The 15,129-nt window shown below is 67.1% G+C and carries 13 protein-coding genes; 2 read left to right on the top strand and 11 right to left on the bottom strand.

Going from position 1 to position 15,129, the window contains the following annotated elements; translation table 11 throughout:
- Positions 1 to 145: 145 nt before the first annotated feature.
- The 5 genes from fdhD to BLS61_RS09115 form a co-directional block, all read right to left on the bottom strand.
- The gene (gene fdhD / locus BLS61_RS09135; RefSeq protein ID WP_090430058.1) at positions 146 to 979 is read right to left on the bottom strand and encodes a formate dehydrogenase accessory sulfurtransferase FdhD; all 834 of its coding nucleotides are present in this window, start codon (positions 977 to 979) and stop codon (positions 146 to 148) included.
- A gap of 95 nt (positions 980 to 1,074) precedes the next feature.
- Positions 1,075 to 1,323, bottom strand: a complete 249-nt coding sequence (locus BLS61_RS09130) for a formate dehydrogenase subunit delta (protein ID WP_090430056.1) — start codon at positions 1,321 to 1,323, stop codon at positions 1,075 to 1,077.
- A 106-nt stretch (positions 1,324 to 1,429) separates the two neighbouring features.
- Complete coding sequence (gene fdhF / locus BLS61_RS09125; protein WP_090430055.1) at positions 1,430 to 4,264, bottom strand: formate dehydrogenase subunit alpha; 2,835 nt, start codon at positions 4,262 to 4,264, stop codon at positions 1,430 to 1,432.
- A gap of 15 nt (positions 4,265 to 4,279) precedes the next feature.
- Positions 4,280 to 5,851: a formate dehydrogenase beta subunit gene (locus BLS61_RS09120; RefSeq protein ID WP_090430053.1), complete on the bottom strand. Its 1,572-nt coding sequence runs from the start codon at positions 5,849 to 5,851 to the stop codon at positions 4,280 to 4,282.
- Positions 5,848 to 6,342, bottom strand: coding sequence for a formate dehydrogenase subunit gamma (locus BLS61_RS09115; RefSeq protein ID WP_090430051.1), 495 nt, complete (start codon positions 6,340 to 6,342; stop codon positions 5,848 to 5,850). The genes BLS61_RS09120 and BLS61_RS09115 overlap by 4 nt, the downstream gene beginning before the upstream one ends.
- A gap of 198 nt (positions 6,343 to 6,540) precedes the next feature.
- On the opposite strand from BLS61_RS09115, the gene BLS61_RS09110 reads away from it, so the two are divergent.
- Together BLS61_RS09110 and BLS61_RS09105 are read left to right on the top strand one after the other, a co-directional pair.
- The gene (locus tag BLS61_RS09110) at positions 6,541 to 7,629 is read left to right on the top strand and encodes a substrate-binding domain-containing protein (RefSeq protein WP_090430049.1); all 1,089 of its coding nucleotides are present in this window, start codon (positions 6,541 to 6,543) and stop codon (positions 7,627 to 7,629) included.
- Positions 7,630 to 7,760: 131 nt separating this feature from the next.
- Positions 7,761 to 8,195, top strand: a complete 435-nt coding sequence (locus BLS61_RS09105; RefSeq protein WP_090430405.1) for a hypothetical protein — start codon at positions 7,761 to 7,763, stop codon at positions 8,193 to 8,195.
- On the opposite strand, the gene BLS61_RS09100 is transcribed toward BLS61_RS09105, so the two are convergent.
- From BLS61_RS09100 to BLS61_RS09075, 6 genes are all read right to left on the bottom strand, one after another.
- On the bottom strand, positions 8,189 to 8,944 hold the full coding sequence (locus BLS61_RS09100; RefSeq protein WP_090430047.1) for a DUF4824 family protein: 756 nt from the start codon (positions 8,942 to 8,944) through the stop codon (positions 8,189 to 8,191). The two genes, BLS61_RS09105 and BLS61_RS09100, sit on opposite strands and share 7 nt — an antisense overlap.
- A complete protein-coding gene (locus tag BLS61_RS09095; protein WP_090430045.1) occupies positions 8,941 to 9,996 on the bottom strand; it encodes a DUF2157 domain-containing protein in 1,056 nt (351 codons plus the stop codon). Before BLS61_RS09095 ends, BLS61_RS09100 begins: the two co-directional genes overlap by 4 nt.
- A 42-nt stretch (positions 9,997 to 10,038) precedes the next feature.
- Positions 10,039 to 10,473, bottom strand: coding sequence for an acyl-CoA thioesterase (locus tag BLS61_RS09090; protein ID WP_090430043.1), 435 nt, complete (start codon positions 10,471 to 10,473; stop codon positions 10,039 to 10,041).
- Positions 10,474 to 10,558: 85 nt separating this feature from the next.
- Entirely contained in the window at positions 10,559 to 11,722 is a 1,164-nt protein-coding gene (locus BLS61_RS09085; protein ID WP_090430041.1) for an iron-containing alcohol dehydrogenase, read from the bottom strand.
- Between the two features lie 194 nt (positions 11,723 to 11,916).
- Complete coding sequence (locus tag BLS61_RS09080) at positions 11,917 to 13,707, bottom strand: acyl-CoA dehydrogenase C-terminal domain-containing protein (protein ID WP_090430039.1); 1,791 nt, start codon at positions 13,705 to 13,707, stop codon at positions 11,917 to 11,919.
- A complete protein-coding gene (locus tag BLS61_RS09075; RefSeq protein ID WP_090430036.1) occupies positions 13,704 to 14,945 on the bottom strand; it encodes a 3-hydroxyacyl-CoA dehydrogenase in 1,242 nt (413 codons plus the stop codon). Before BLS61_RS09075 ends, BLS61_RS09080 begins: the two co-directional genes overlap by 4 nt.
- Between the last annotated feature and the right edge of the window lie 184 nt (positions 14,946 to 15,129).

Below are 15,129 nucleotides of genomic sequence, written 5' to 3'. Positions count from 1 at the left end.
GTAGGGTGCGCCGTGCGCACCACTGGCGGCTCTAGGTGCCTGGTGCGCGCGGCGCACCCTACGAGCTTGGCAGACAACGTTGCGCGGCCATGGCCGTTCGTCTGCTTTACCTGCCGGGGTGGAGAAACTCGTAGCCTGGATTAGCCTAGGCGTAATCCGGGGCCGGGCTATAGACCCGCGGTGGACTGTGGTGCGGCAGGTGGATGAGGTTGAGACGGTGCCGGCGTGCCCAGCGCACGCACAGATCGGTCGGCGCCGACAGGCTGACCAGGCTGGCGAAGCCGGCGCGTACCGCCTTGTGGATCAGCTCCAGGCTGCAGCGACTGGTGACCACGGCAAAGCCGCGGCGGGCGTCGCGGCTTTCACGGTTTAGCGCGCCGATCAGCTTGTCCAGCGCGTTGTGCCGGCCAATGTCTTCGCGGCACAGGACGATCTCGCCAGACTCATCGACGAACAATGCCGCATGCAGCGCGCCGCTCTGACGCGCCAGCTTCTGCACCTGGCTGATGCGCGTACGCAGGTCGGCCAGGTGCGCGGCCGGCGGCAGCGGGTTGAGGCTCAGGGTATCGAGTTGCGGCAGCGCCTGCTCCAGCGCCTCGACGCCGCACAGGCCGCAGCCACTGGTGCCGGCCAGATTGCGCCGCTGCTGCTTGAGCGCCCAGAAAGCGCGGCTGGCGATCTGCACCTCGGCGCTGAACGCCTCGCCGGCGCGCTTGAGCTGGATGTCGTAGATGTCCTCGGCCGCCGCCACGACTACAGACGTCAGGCTGAAGCCGACGACGAAATCCTCCAGCGCGCTGGGCGAAACCATCATCACCGCATGGCTGATGCCGTTGTAGGCGATGGCCAGGGCGCATTCCTCGGCCAGCACGGCGTGACCATGGAGCGCCGTCTCGTCCAGCTCGACATAGGCGTAACCGTCCGGCGCCGGAGCGGCGGCGCGATCATCGGTAAGCGGGTCGGCGGTACGGCGTGACATGGATGCGGATTCCTCGCGGTCGTAGGGTGCGCCGTGCGCACCAGCCCCTAGCACCTCACGAGACACCCAAAGGCCACGTGCAGTTCATGGAGCGTTCAGACACTAGCAGCCCGTGGCTCGATCTGCCCGCGCAAATCGCGCAGCACCTGCAGCGCGAACTCGCTCAGACCCTCGCCGTCGCTGGCGTCCAGGTGGGCGTAAAGCGCCGTGCGCATCTGCGGGTCCCATTGGCGCTTGAGATGCTGGGCGTATTCAGTGCGCGCCTGGGCGGGGTCAGGCTGGGAAGCGAAGAAGGCGCCGATCTGGTTGGCCATCTTGATCAGTTGGGTGGCGTTCATACCCATGGACGTGCTCCGCTGAATAACCGGGAAGCCGCAAAGAATAGGCCGGCGTGGCAGTGGTGCGCACGGCGCACCCTACGGGCCGCTGCCGTTACCGGTGCCAGCGGCATCATAGCTGCACCACCGGCAGCAGACTGACCTGCTCGCGGGTGAAGGTGTCGAACTCCTGCTGCCACTGCGACGGGACTTCGACCTTGCGCACCTGCACCGCGGTGACCTTGTACTCCGGGCAGTTGGTGGCCCAGTCGGAGTTGTCGGTGGTGATCACGTTGGCGCCGGATTCCGGGTGGTGGAAGGTGGTGTACACCACACCCGGCTGCATGCGCTCGGTGACCTTGGCGCGCATCACCGTCTCGCCGGCACGGCTGTTGATGCCGACCCAGTCGCCATCCTTGATACCGCGATCCTCAGCGTCCACCGGGTGCAGCTCGAGGATGTCCTCGGCGTGCCAGGCCTTGTTGGCGGTACGCCGGGTCTGCGCGCCGACATTGTACTGCGAAAGGATACGCCCGGTGGTCAGCACCAGCGGCCGCTTGCGCGAGGTGCGCTCCTCGGTCGGGATGAACTCGGTGACCACGAAGCGCCCCTTGCCACGCACGAAGGCGTCCTCGTGCATGATCGGCGTGCCTTCCGGCGCCTCGTCGTTGCACGGCCACTGGATGCTGCCCAGGCGGTCGAGCTTGGCGTAGCTGACACCGCTGAAGGTCGGCGTCAGCGCGGCGATCTCGTCCATGATCTCGGACGGATGCTTGTAGTTCATCGGGTAGCCGAGGGCGTTGGACAACGCCACGGTCACTTCCCAGTCTTCCTTGCCGGCCAGCGCCGGCATCACCTTGCGCACCGGCGAGATGCGCCGCTCGGCATTGGTGAAGGTGCCGTTCTTCTCCAGGAAGGAGGCGCCGGGCAGGAACACGTGGGCGTACTTGGCGGTTTCGTTGAGGAACAGGTCCTGGATCACCACGCACTCCATGGCCTTGAGCGCATCGGTGACGTGCCGGGTGTCGGGGTCGGACTGCGCCGGGTCCTCGCCCTGGATGTACATGCCCTTGAAGGTGCCGGCATGCGCCGCGGCCAGCATGTTGGGGATGCGCAGGCCCGGCTCGTCGAGCAGCTTCACGCCCCAGGCGGCCTCGAACTGCGGCCGTGCCACCGGATCGGAAACGTGGCGGTAGCCCGGCAGCTCGTGGGGGAAGGAGCCCATGTCGCAGGAGCCCTGCACGTTGTTCTGTCCGCGCAGCGGGTTCACGCCGACACCCGGACGGCCGATATTGCCGGTGGCCATGGCCAGGTTGGCGATCGCCATCACGGTGGACGAGCCCTGGCTGTGCTCGGTGACGCCCAGACCGTAGTAGATCGCCGCGTTGCCTCCGGTAGCGTACAGGCGCGCGGCAGCGCGCACCGAAGCGGCCGGCACGCCGGTCAAGGCCTCCATGGCTTCGGGGCTGTTACGCTGTTCGCTGACGAAGGTGCGCCATTGCTCGAAGGCTTCGGCCTCGCAGCGCTCGGCAACGAAGGCCTCGTTGATCAGGCCCTCGGTGGCGATCACATGGCCCAGGCTGTTGAGCAGGGCGACGTTACTGCCCGGACGCAGCTGCAGGTGATGCTCGGCGCGGATGTGCGGGCTGCGCACCAGGTCGATGCCGCGCGGGTCGGCGACGATCAGCTTGGCGCCCTCGCGCAGGCGGCGCTTGAGCTGCGAGCCGAACACCGGGTGGCCGTCGGTGGGGTTGGCACCGATCACCAGTACCACGTCGGCGGACAGCACCGAGTCGAAATCCTGGGTACCGGCGGACTCGCCGAGGGTCACCTTCAGGCCGTAGCCGGTCGGCGAGTGGCAGACGCGGGCGCAGGTATCGACGTTGTTGTTGCCGAAGGCGGCGCGCACCAGCTTCTGCACCAGGTAGGTTTCCTCGTTGGTGCAGCGCGAGGAGGTCAGCCCGCCTACCGCATTGCGACCGTATTGCGCCTGGATTTCCTTGAAGCGCCGGGCGGCGTAGCCGATGGCCTCGTCCCAGCTCACCGAGCGCCACGGCTCGTGGATGCTGTCGCGGATCATCGGGGTCTTGATGCGGTCCGGGTGGGTCGCGTAGCCCCAGGCGAAGCGGCCCTTGACGCAGGCGTGGCCGTGGTTGGCGTGGCCGTTCTTGTTCGGCACCATGCGCACCACGGTGTTGCCCTTGACCTCGGCGTTGAACGAGCAGCCGACGCCGCAGTAGGCGCAGGTGGTGGTGACGCTGCGCTCGGCCTGGCCCAGCTCGATCACCGACTTTTCCATCAGTGTGGCAGTCGGGCAGGCGTTGACGCAGGCACCGCAGGACACGCACTCGGAGTCGAGGAAATCCTCGGCCTGGCCGGCGGCCACGCGCGAATCGAAGCCGCGGCCGTCGATGGTCAGGGCGAAGGTGCCCTGCACTTCCTCGCAGGCGCGCACGCAGCGGTTGCAGACGATGCACTTGGACGGGTCGTAGCTGAAATAGGGGTTGGACTCGTCCTTGGCCTCGGCCAGGTGGGTCTTCACCGGGTCGTAGCGCACTTCGCGCAGGCCGACCACACCGGCCATGTCCTGCAGCTCGCAGTTGCCGTTGGCCGAGCAGGTCAGGCAGTCCAGCGGGTGGTCGGAGATGTACAGCTCCATGGTGCCGCGACGCAGTTCGGCCAGTTTCGGGCTCTGCGTGCGCACCACCATGCCCGGCTCCACCGGGGTGGTGCAGGAGGCGGGGAAGCCGCGGCGGCCTTCGATTTCCACCATGCACAGGCGGCACGAGCCGAACGGCTCCAGGCTGTCGCTGGCGCACAGCTTGGGCACGGCGATGCCGGCCTCCTGGGCGGCGCGCATCAGCGAGGTGCCGGCCGGCACGGTGATGGCGTTGCCGTCGATTTCCAGGGTTACCGGGGCACCGCTGCGAGCAGGGGTGCCATAGTCGAGTTCACGATACAGGGCCATGGGGACGCCTCCGGATCAGCGGGCTTCGGCGCTGTCTTGCGACACGCCGAAGTCCTCGGGAAAGTGGTTGATGGCGCTCAGCACCGGATAGGGTGTCATGCCGCCGAGGGCGCAGAGCGAGGCGCCGAGCATGGTGTCGCAGAGGCTCTTGAGCAGCTCGATGCGACCCGGCTGCGGACCTTCGGAACGGGCCACGATGATCTGCGACAGCAGCTCCTCGCCGCGGGTCGAGCCGATCCGGCAGGGCGTGCACTTGCCGCAGGATTCCACCGCGCAGAACTCCATGGCGTAGCGCGCCATGTCGGCCATGTCGACGGTGTCGTCGAACACCACGATGCCGCCGTGGCCGAGCACCGCGCCGAGAGCGGCGAAGGCCTCGTAGTCCAGCGGGGTGTCGAACTGCGACTCGGGCAGGTAGGCGCCGAGCGGGCCGCCGACCTGCACCGCGCGGATCGGCCGGCCACTGGCCGAACCGCCGCCGTATTCATACAGCAGCTCGCGCAGGGTGATGCCGAACGCTTTCTCGATCAGGCCGCCGCAGGCGATGTTGCCGGTCAGCTGGATCGGCAGGGTGCCGAGCGAGCGGCCCATGCCGTAGTCCTTGTAGTAGGCGCCGCCCTTGTCGAGGATGATCGGCACCGAAGCCAGCGAGATCACGTTGTTGATCACCGTCGGTTTGCCGAACAGGCCCTCGATGGCCGGCAGCGGCGGCTTCGGCCGCACGGTGCCGCGCTTGCCCTCGATGCTTTCCAGCAGCGCGGTTTCCTCGCCGCAGATATAGGCGCCAGCGCCGCGGCGCAGCTCCAGATGGAAGGCCTTGCCGCTGCCGAGCACATCATCGCCCAGGTAGCCGGCGGCCGTGGCGCGGGCGATGGTTTCGAGCAGCACCGCCTCGGCGTGCGGGTATTCAGAACGCAGGTAGATGTAGCCGCGCGTAGCTCCCACCGCGAGGCCGGCGATGGTCATGCCCTCGATCAGCACATAGGGGTCGTCTTCCATCACCATGCGGTCGGAGAAGGTGCCCGAGTCGCCTTCGTCGGCGTTGCAGACGATGTACTTCTGTTCGGCCTGGCAGCCGAGCACGGTGCGCCACTTGATGCCGGTGGGGAATGCCGCACCACCACGGCCGCGCAGGCCGGACTCGGTGACCTCGGCGACTATCGCTTCGGGCGTCATGCCGAGGGCGCGCTTGAGGCCGCGGTAGCCGTCGTGGGCGATGTAGTCCTCCAGCGACAGCGGGTCGGTGATGCCGACGCGGGCGAAGGTCAGGCGCTCCTGGCGCTTGAGGTAGTCGATTTCATCGGTCAGGCCATGACCCAGCGCGTGCTGCTTGCCCTCGAGGAAACCGGCGTCGAACAGGCCGGCAACGTCGCGTGCCTTGACCGGGCCATAGGCGACGCGACCGGCTTCGGTGGCGACCTCGACCAGCGGTTCGAGCCAGAACAGCCCGCGCGAGCCGTTGCGCACCAGTTGCACCTCGATATTGCGTGCCGCGGCCTCGGCGGCGATGGCCTGGGCTACCTTGTCGGCGCCCAGGCTGAGCGCGGTGGCATCGCGCGGGACGAAGATCTTGATCGGTTCGCTCATGCCTGGGCCTCCTGTTCGGCCAGCAGCGCCAGCACTTCCTCGGCGTCGACACGACCGTGCAGTTCGCCATTGAGCATCACGCTCGGCGCACAGGCACAGTTGCCCAGGCAGTACACCGGCTCGAAGCTCAGGCTGCCGTCCTCGCGGGTCTCGCCCAGGGGCAGACCGAGCTTCTCCTCGAGTTCGGCGGTCAGCGCCTTGACCCCCATCGACTGGCAGGCCTCGGCCTGACACAGCTTGAGCACCTGGCGGCCGGGCGGCGTGGCGCGGAAGTCGTGGTAGAAGCTGACCACCCCGTGCACCTCGGCGCGCGACAGGCAGAGGTCCTCGGCGATCAGCGGCAACAGCTCGGGCGGTACAGCGCCGAGGCGGTCCTGGATGTCGTGGAGGATGGGCAGCAGGGCGCCGGGCTGACCGCGGTGGGCGGCCAGCACCTCACGGGCGACGGCCTCGCACTGCTCGGGGGCGAAGCGCTGGGGAAGAAGGGCCATGTTCGATGCTCCAGCCGGCGGCTATACCGGTACTGTCAGGAGATAATCCGGCCAGTCACGGCTGCTGGTCGGCTTATCCCAGGCGCAGCCATTGGGCTCGCCACATATGAAGTAAAGTTCTTATACTGGGTCATAAAGCGCCCATGCGACGCAAATTATCATGGGTAATCGGCCGAACAAATATGAATCCTTGAGCATATGATCCGTATCGATATTCAACCGCGTTTGCGCTTTCACCAGCGCGATGGCAACAGCCTCGATCCGCAGGGTCTGGAGCTGCTGCAGGCCGTGCATGACACCGGCAAGCTGACCGAGGCCGCCGCCCGCGTCGGCTACTCCTACCGCCATGCCTGGAACCTCCTGGGCAAGTGGCAGGCGTTCTTCGGCAGCCCACTGATCGAGCTGGAGCGCGGCAAGGGCGCACGCCTGGCGCCACTGGGGGAAAGGCTGCTGTGGGCCGACCAGCGCATTCGCGCCAGGCTGTCGCCGCAGCTGGACAACCTGGCCGGCGAGCTGGAGCTGGAGCTCAACCGCGTGCTGCAGGCTAGCAATCCCGGCTTGCGCATCCACGCCAGCCACGGTTTCGCCGTGGCGGCACTGCGCGAATGGCTGGAACGCGACGCCAGCTGGCAGTGGGAGGTGCAGTTTCGCAGCGGCAGCGAGGCGATCATCGCCCTGCACCGCCACGACTGCGAGGTGGCCGGCCTGCACGTGCCGGCCGGGCCGCTCGGTACGCTGAGCATGAGCCGCATCCAGCCCTGGCTGCGCCCCGACCAGCGGGTGATCACCTTCGTCGTGCGCACCCAGGGGCTGATGCTCGCTCCCGGCAACCCGCATGGCGTGCGCGGCCTGGCAGACCTGGCACGCGGCGAGCTGCGCTTCGTCAATCGCGAGCCGGGTTCGGGCACGCGCCTGCTGCTGCAGGACCTGCTGCAGCAAGGTGGCCTGGACAGCGCGACCATCAAGGGTTTCCACAACGAGGAATTCACCCATGCGGCAGTGGCGGCCTTTGTGGCCAGCGGCATGGCCGATGTCGGCTTCGGTGTCGAAGCGGCGGCGCGCCAGTTCGGCCTAGACTTCATTCCCATGGCGCGCGAGCACTATTGCCTGCTGTGCCGCGAGGACAGCCTCGAGCTGCCGGCCATGGCCGCGCTGCTGCGGGTACTGCAGAACCCGGAGTTCCAGGCGCGTATCGGCCAGTTGCCCGGCTACGCCCTGAGCCGCCCCGGCGAGGTGCTGCCGCTGACCCAGGCGCTGGAACAGTGGGGCCGCGAGAGCCCGCTGTAAGCAGTTGAGCGACACTGTGAACCCGTTCCGCTTGTCGGCAGGCTGCCGACGGGAGGTCGGGAACCACGGGCGAGCCGTTTGGGTCAATGGAGCAAATCCGCCGCAAAGCGGCTCCCGTGATCGAGGTGTCCATGAAATCTCTGCAGTTGCTCCTCCTCTCTCTGGGTCTGACCAGTGGCGGCGTCGCCCTGGCGGGCAATACCGAAGCCGGCCTTGGCGGTGCTCTGGGCGGCGCAGTGGGCGCCATGGTCGGCCAACAGGTCGGCGGCAATACCGGCGCGGCAGTGGGTGCCGGCCTCGGCGGCGCGGCCGGCAGTATGGTCGGCGCGGATCGTCGCAGCCGTACCGAGGCGGCCATCGGCGGCGCGCTGGGCGCGGCAGGCGGCAACGTGATCGGTCAGCAGGTGGGCGGCAATACCGGTGGCGTGGTTGGCGCCGCAGTCGGTGGCGGCGCCGGTGGCGCGCTGGGCAACCACATGGGCAATGCCAGCTACGACGATGCCCGCCGCGACAAGCATCGTCACTACCACGGCAAGAAGCACAAGAAACACTGGCGCCGTCACTGACCGACGCCGATCAACCAGGGCTCATGGCGCCGGCCGAAGGCAACTTCGACCTGCACCTTGGGCCTTTTTTCGTCATAGGCGCGCAGCCGCCATTGAGCGAAGGCCTCGCGGTAGCGCCTGGGCACGCTGATGCGATCACTCTCTAGCACTACGCTGGCACTGTAGTTGGGCATGTCGCCATAGCGATAGGGGGTCAGGCGACCCGCCAGGATGACCTGGCGCTGACGATCCGGCCAGGCCTGGCGCAGAGCCTCGGCATCGAGGCCGGCATCCACCAGCAACAGACGCGTGGCTTGCTGCTGCTCGTGCCGCAGCTCGAGCCGGCGCTGATCGCGCTGTTGGCGCAAGCTCTCGTCTTGCGGTCGTAAGGCCAGCACCGCCTGCGCACTGGCCAGTGCGGCCTTGGCCCGCTCGACCTGCTTTCGATAGCTCGGCCCATCCAGTTCCAGCACCAGCCACAGCGGCCGCTCCGCGCTGCGGCCCAGGTCGTTCGGCGCAAAACCCAGTTCCCGTAGCTTGGCCTCGTCCAGCCAGGACCAGTCGGCATCCGCCTGTCGCCAGGCCAGTTGCAGACGCAGGCCGCTGTTCTCTTCGCCGCGCAGCCAGCTGTCGTAGGGCAGCTGGATCTCCCGCTCGCTCAATTGCAGCTGTGCCTGCGGCTCACCGCTGCGGTTGTACCAGACGCCCGCCAGGGCCACGGCATTGCTCGCCAGGATCAGCCCGACACCGAGCCAAAGTGGGCGGTTCATGCTGCACCTCCACGACGCCAGCGCTGCAGCATGACCAGCAACAACAGCGCGATCAGCCCGAGCAGGAGGAAGAACAGGTAGCGTGGCAGCAGCTCCCACCACCAGTCGAACAGCTTGCTGAACAGCAGCACCAGGGCGAAGCCCAACCCGGTATTGACCACCTCGGCCCAGCCGCGGCGTACGCCCAGCCAGATCACCAGCCCCGCCAGGACGAAGCCCAGCGTCTGGTAGAAGGCCTCCACCCAGCGCGGCGGCCAATCGAGGTAGCTGCCCTGGCCCCAGTAGCTGAGGATCAGCACCGGCCCGAACAGGTACAGCAAGCCGACCACCCGATAGCAGGCGGCGAACCCGATCCGTCGCGTCTGATCGATGAACTGTGGCAGCACGAACAGCAGCGCGGCCGGCAGGAAGTTCTCCGGGCGGTCATCCAGCGACCACCAGTACAGGCCCGTCCAGTCGTTCAACCGCGCAGCGAGGAACAGGCCGAAGCACAGCAACGCGATGACCAGCAGCAGGCGCTGGCGGCATTGATAGGCCAGCAGTAGCGCCAGCGCACCCCAGGGCAACAGCGCCTTGTCCGAGGGCGTGATATTGAAGATCTGCCCGAGCATCGACAGATTGAGCACGAAGCAGACGAATGCCAGCACCGCCGCCAGCTTGGCGTAGTAACCGGAAGCGTCGCGCGCCTGCAGCCAGAAGCACAGCAGCAGGCTGCCCAGTGAGCTGCCGAGCAGCACAGCGACCTGCACGCCGGCATCGAACAGGCCCCAGAACTGGTAGAAGAGGAAGAACAACCCGGCTGCCAGGGCCAGCGCACCGACCAGTGAGGCCAGGCGCATGCCCAGCGACAGCTGGCGCGCGCGGGCATCGGCGTCGATATCCAGAGTCTGTCGGTAATGCGCCAGCAACTGCTCGTGATAGGCAGTCAGGCCCTGCTCCTGCTCGGTGCTCAGCTGCAACACCTGCTCGCGGTGCAGCTCGGCCAGCTCGGCGCGGAACGCAGCGATGCGCTCGGCACGGCGTTGCGCCTGCTCGCGTTGCAGATCGGACATGGGCACTCCCTGGCGGCATGAATCGCCACAGCCTAGCACGCCTCAGGCGGCCAGCAGACGCTCCAGCGCCGAGCGCAGCGGCTCGGGGATGCTCACCGGACGATTACTCGCCCGATCGACGAACACATGGACGAAACGCCCGGCGGCGCAGGCCTGCTCCTCACCGGCCCTGAAGATCGCCAGCTCGTACTGCACCGAACTGTTACCCAGCTTGCCGACGCGCAGACCGACCTCGATGGCGTCAGGGAAAGCGATGGAGGCGAAGTAGTCGCAGCTGGAGCTGACCACGAAGCCGACCACTTCGCCGCCATGAATATCCAGCCCGCCCTCGGCGATCAGGTAGGCATTCACCGCACTGTCGAAGTAGCTGTAGTAGGTCACGTTGTTGACGTGACCGTAGATGTCGTTGTCGTGCCAGCGCGTGGTGATCGGCTGGAAGTGGCGATAGTCGCCACGCAGGTGTTGGGGTTGGCTCATGATGATCCTTGGGTTGGTATCGCGGCTAAAGCCCCTCCCACAGACTGCGGCGCTCTTGTGGGAGGGGCTTTAGCCGCGACCTGAATCAATAGGCAGCCTGATAGATGGCCAGCGCCTGCTGCTCGTTCATCTCGCGCGGATTGTTCACCAGCAGGCGCTGCTGCAGCATGGCGTCCGCCGCCAGCGTGGGCAACATGGCCTCGCTCACTCCGGCATCGCGTAGGCGCGTCGGCAGGCCGCTGCGCTGACTGAACGCTGCCAGCGCCTCGATCAGTTGCTCGGTCTGCGCTGCGGCATTGCCGGCCCGCAACTGCTCGCCCAATACCAGCGGCGCCAGCTCGGCATACAACGGCGCAGCCACCGGCGCATTGAATGCCAGCACCTGCGGCAGCACCAGAGCATTGGACAGCCCGTGGGGAATATGGAAATGCCCGCCCAGGGGGTAGGCCAGCGCATGTACCGCTGCCACCGGCGCGTTGGCGAAGGCCTGCCCGGCCAGGCAGGCGCCGAGCAGCATGGCCTGGCGCGCCTCGCGGTTGCCGCCGTTGCGCACCACCTCGTCGAGGTTGGCCGCCAGCAGGCGCAGCGCTTCGCGCGCCAGCAGATCGGAAAGCGGGTTCTTCTTCAGCGCGCTGGTATAGGCCTCGATGGCATGCACCATGGCGTCGATGCCGGTGGCGGCGGTGACCGCAGGCGGTAGGCCGAGGGTCAGGTCAGCATCGAGCAGGGCCAGATCCGGCAGCAGCAGCGGCGAAACCACGCCCATCTTGGTGGTCTCGCCGGTGGTAACGATGGCAATTGGCGTCACCTCGGAGCCAGTGCCGGCGGTGGTCGGCACCTGGATCAGCGGCAGGCGCCGGCCGCGGGCATTGCCCACGCCGTAGATCTCGCTCAGCGCCTGGCCGCAGTCGGGATGTGCCAGCAAGGCCACCAGCTTGGCCACATCCATCGAGCTGCCGCCGCCGAAACCGACCACCAGCTCCGCCTGCAGCTGGCGGGCCTGAGCCACGGCGGCCAGCACCACGGCCTCGGGCGGATCGGCCAGCACCTGGTCGAACACCTGCACGCCCATACCGGCGCGGGCGAAGCCCGGCAGCAGGGGTTCCAGCAGGCCCAGGCGGGTGATGCCGGGATCGGTGACGATCAGCACGCGCTGTGCGCCGCGCTCGCGGCACAGTTCGGCCAGACGCAGGCTGGCGCCGGATTCGCAGAGCATCTGCGCGGTGGTGGCGAAGCTGAAGGGATGCATGGGGTGCTCCTCTTGTTGTAGCCCGGATGCAATCCGGGACCGGTCATGCAAATTTCCCCGGATTACATCCGGGCTACGATCCCTCTCCCCAGCCCTCTCCCATAAATGGGAGAGGGAGCTGTCCGTGGTAGGCCTGAATAAGGCGTTATTACTCCCCTATCCCGCTTGCGGGAGAGGGGCTGGGGGAGAGGGTTCTAAAAGGCGAAACTGCCCTCATCCATGGCCATCAAACAATCCGCGCCGCCCAGCAGGACTTCGCGGTGCGCGCTGGCGCGCGGCAGCACGCGGCGCAGATAGAACTCGGCGCTGTGCAGCTTGGCCTGGTAGAACGCGGCCTCGCCGCTCCCTGCCTCCAGCGCATCCTGCGCCCGCGCCGCGGCCTGCAGCCAGAAACCGGCGAGCAGCACGTAGGCCGAGTACTGGAGGAAGTCCACCGAAGTGGCACCGATCTCCTGCGGGTCGCGCTGGCAGGCGGCGATCACTTGCGTGCTCAGCTCACGCCATTCGCCAAGACGCGCCTGCACGACGGTCGCCATTTCCTTCAGCGCCGGGCGCGTGGTCTGGGCATCGCACAGCGCGCTGAACTCTGCCTGCAGCGCGCTCAATTCGGCGCCGCCGTCACCCAGCAGCTTGCGACGAATGTAGTCCAGCGCCTGGATACCGTTGGTGCCCTCGTACAGCTGGGTGATGCGGCTGTCGCGCATCAGTTGCTCCATGCTCCATTCGCGGATGAAACCGTGCCCACCATAGACCTGCACGCCATGACTGGCCACTTCCTGGCCCATGTCGGTGAAGAACGCCTTGACGATGGGAATCAGCAGCGCCGCGCGCTTGCCGGCCGCCTTGCGCGCCTCGGCCGACTCGGCGCCGTGCTCCAGATCCAGCTGGCGCGCAGTGTAGGCGGCGAGCATGCGGCTGCCCTCGACCAGGGTCTTCTGCGTCAGCAGCATGCGCCGCACATCGGGGTGAACGATGATCGGATCGGCCGCCTTGTCAGGCGCCTGCACACCCGCCAGGCCACGCGACTGCAGGCGCTCGCGGGCATAACGCAGCGCACCCTGGAAGGCCGCCTCGCCAATGCCGAGGCCCTGCAGGCCGACCTGAAAGCGCGCGTCGTTCATCATGGTGAACATGCAGGCCAGGCCCTGGTTGGCCTCGCCCACCAGCCAACCGGTGGCGCCGTCGAAGTTCATCACGCAGGTGGAGGCCCCCTTGATGCCCATCTTGTGCTCGATGGCCCCGCACGACAGGCTGTTGCGCTCACCCGGCGTGCCATCGGCAGCGGCGATGAACTTCGGCACCAGCAGCAGCGAAATGCCCTTCACGCCAGCCGGCGCATCCGGCAGGCGCGCCAGCACCAGATGGACGATGTTTTCCGACAGATCCTGCTCGCCGCCGCTGATAAAGATCTTGCTGCCGCTGACCTTGTAGCTGCCATCGGCCTGCGGTTCGGCGCGGGTGCGCAGCAGGGCCAGGTCGGTGCCGGCCTGCGGCTCGGTCAGGCACATGGTGCCAGTCCACTGGCCGCTGACCAGCTTGCTCAGATACTGCTGCTTGAGCGTTTCGCTGCCGTGCTTGTGGAGCGCCAGTACGGCGCCTTCGGTCAGCCCGGAGTAGACGCGGAAGGACAGCGAGGCGCCCATCAGCATTTCGTGGAAGGCGAAGGCCACCAGCTGCGGGAAGCCCTGGCCGCCGTACTCCACCGGCCCGGTCATGCTCGCCCAGCCGTTGTCCACGTATTGCCGGTAGGCCTCGGCAAAGCCCTTGGGCGTGCTGACCTGACCATTCTCCAGGCGGCAGCCCTCTTCGTCGCTGTTGCGATTGAGCGGGGCGACCTCGCCCGCGGCGAAAGCCGCCGCCTCTTCCAAAACGCCGTCGATGAGCTCACGGTCCAGGCCGTTACCCAGGCGCTCGCAGTGGCCGGCAGCGTCGAACAACTCATGCAGCACGAAGCGCATATCGCGCAATGGCGCCTGATAGCTCATACCCGACCCTCCTGTACGTCGCTGAAATGTTTGTTCTCGGCAGCCAGGCGCTCGATCAGCGCCGCCGGCTGCCAGTGCGCGCCGAAACGCTCGGTCAGTTGCAGCAGGCGCCGATGAATCGCCGCGACGCCCTCGCCATCGGCCCAGGCCATTGGGCCGCCGCGCTCGGCGGGAAAGCCGTAGCCGTTGAGATAGACCAGATCGATGTCGCGGCTGTTGGCGGCGATGTTTTCCTCGAGAATCTTCGCCCCCTCGTTGACCAGCGCCAGCAGGCAACGCTCGAGAATCTCCTCGGTGCCGATATCGCGGCGGGTGAAGCCGAGGCGCTCCGACTGCATCTGCACCAAGCCGTCGACGACCGGGTCATGCTCGGCCTGGCGACTGCCGGGCGCATAGAGGTAGTAGCCCTTACCGCTCTTCTGGCCGAAGCGGCCCAGCTCGCACAGGCGGTTGTCCACCTGTACCGCCGGATCATCCTGCCCCTGGCCGGCCAGCTCGCGGGCGCGCCATTCCAGGTCGATGCCGACCACGTCGTACATGCGAAACGGCCCCATGGCGAAGCCGAAGCCCTGCAGCGCCGCGTCCACCTGGTGCGGCCAGGCGCCTTCGAGCAACAGCATGCGTGCCTCGCGCACGTAGGTGTGCAGCATGCGGTTGCCGATAAAGCCGTGGCAGTTGCCGGCCACCACCGCCACCTTGCCCATGCGCTCGCCCAGCTCCTGTGCGGCCTGCAACACGGCCGGCGCGGTCTTGCCGCCGCGGACGATCTCCAGCAGTTTCATGATGTGCGCCGGGCTGAAGAAGTGCAGGCCCAGCACCGATTCTGGCCGCGTGGTGACTGCAGCGATAGCGTCGACATCCAGCGCCGATGTGTTGCTGGCGAGGATGGCGCCGGGCTTCAGCACCGCGTCCAGCTCACGGAAGATGTTTTGTTTGAGCTCGAGATTCTCGTACACCGCCTCGATCACCAAATCCGCGTCGGCCAGGGCCGCATAGCTTTGCACCGCATGGATTCTGGCGCGTCGCGCCGCGGCTTCGGCCTCATCGATGCGACCCTTGGCGACGTTGTGCTCCCAGGTTTCCTCGGCCATTGCCAGGCCCTGCTCGACCATCTGCGGATTGTTGTCCAGCCACAGCACCTGCAGGCCGGCATTGGCCAGGCTGATGACGATGCCGCGGCCCATGGTGCCGGCGCCAATCACGGCGGCACAGCGAAGCGGCGAGACGACTTTAGTCATTGTTTTTCCTCTCGATTACGCACGGACAGGGCACCTCTAAAAACTACCTGCGTTGTCATCGCTGCGTTAAAAACAGGCTCAGAATGCTCATTTACAGCACGTAAACTGCGCTTCTTCGCCTGTTTTTGCGGGGCCGCCATCGGTATTGCGCTGACTGCCTCGCCTACGTTTTTAAAGGCGCCCA

The sequence above is a fragment of the Ectopseudomonas guguanensis genome (assembly GCF_900104265.1).
In the GTDB taxonomy this organism is placed as follows: Bacteria; Pseudomonadota; Gammaproteobacteria; order Pseudomonadales; family Pseudomonadaceae; genus Aquipseudomonas; species Aquipseudomonas guguanensis.
The sequence above is the reverse complement of the archived record's forward strand: the minus strand, read 5'-3'. Positions and strand labels throughout refer to the sequence as shown.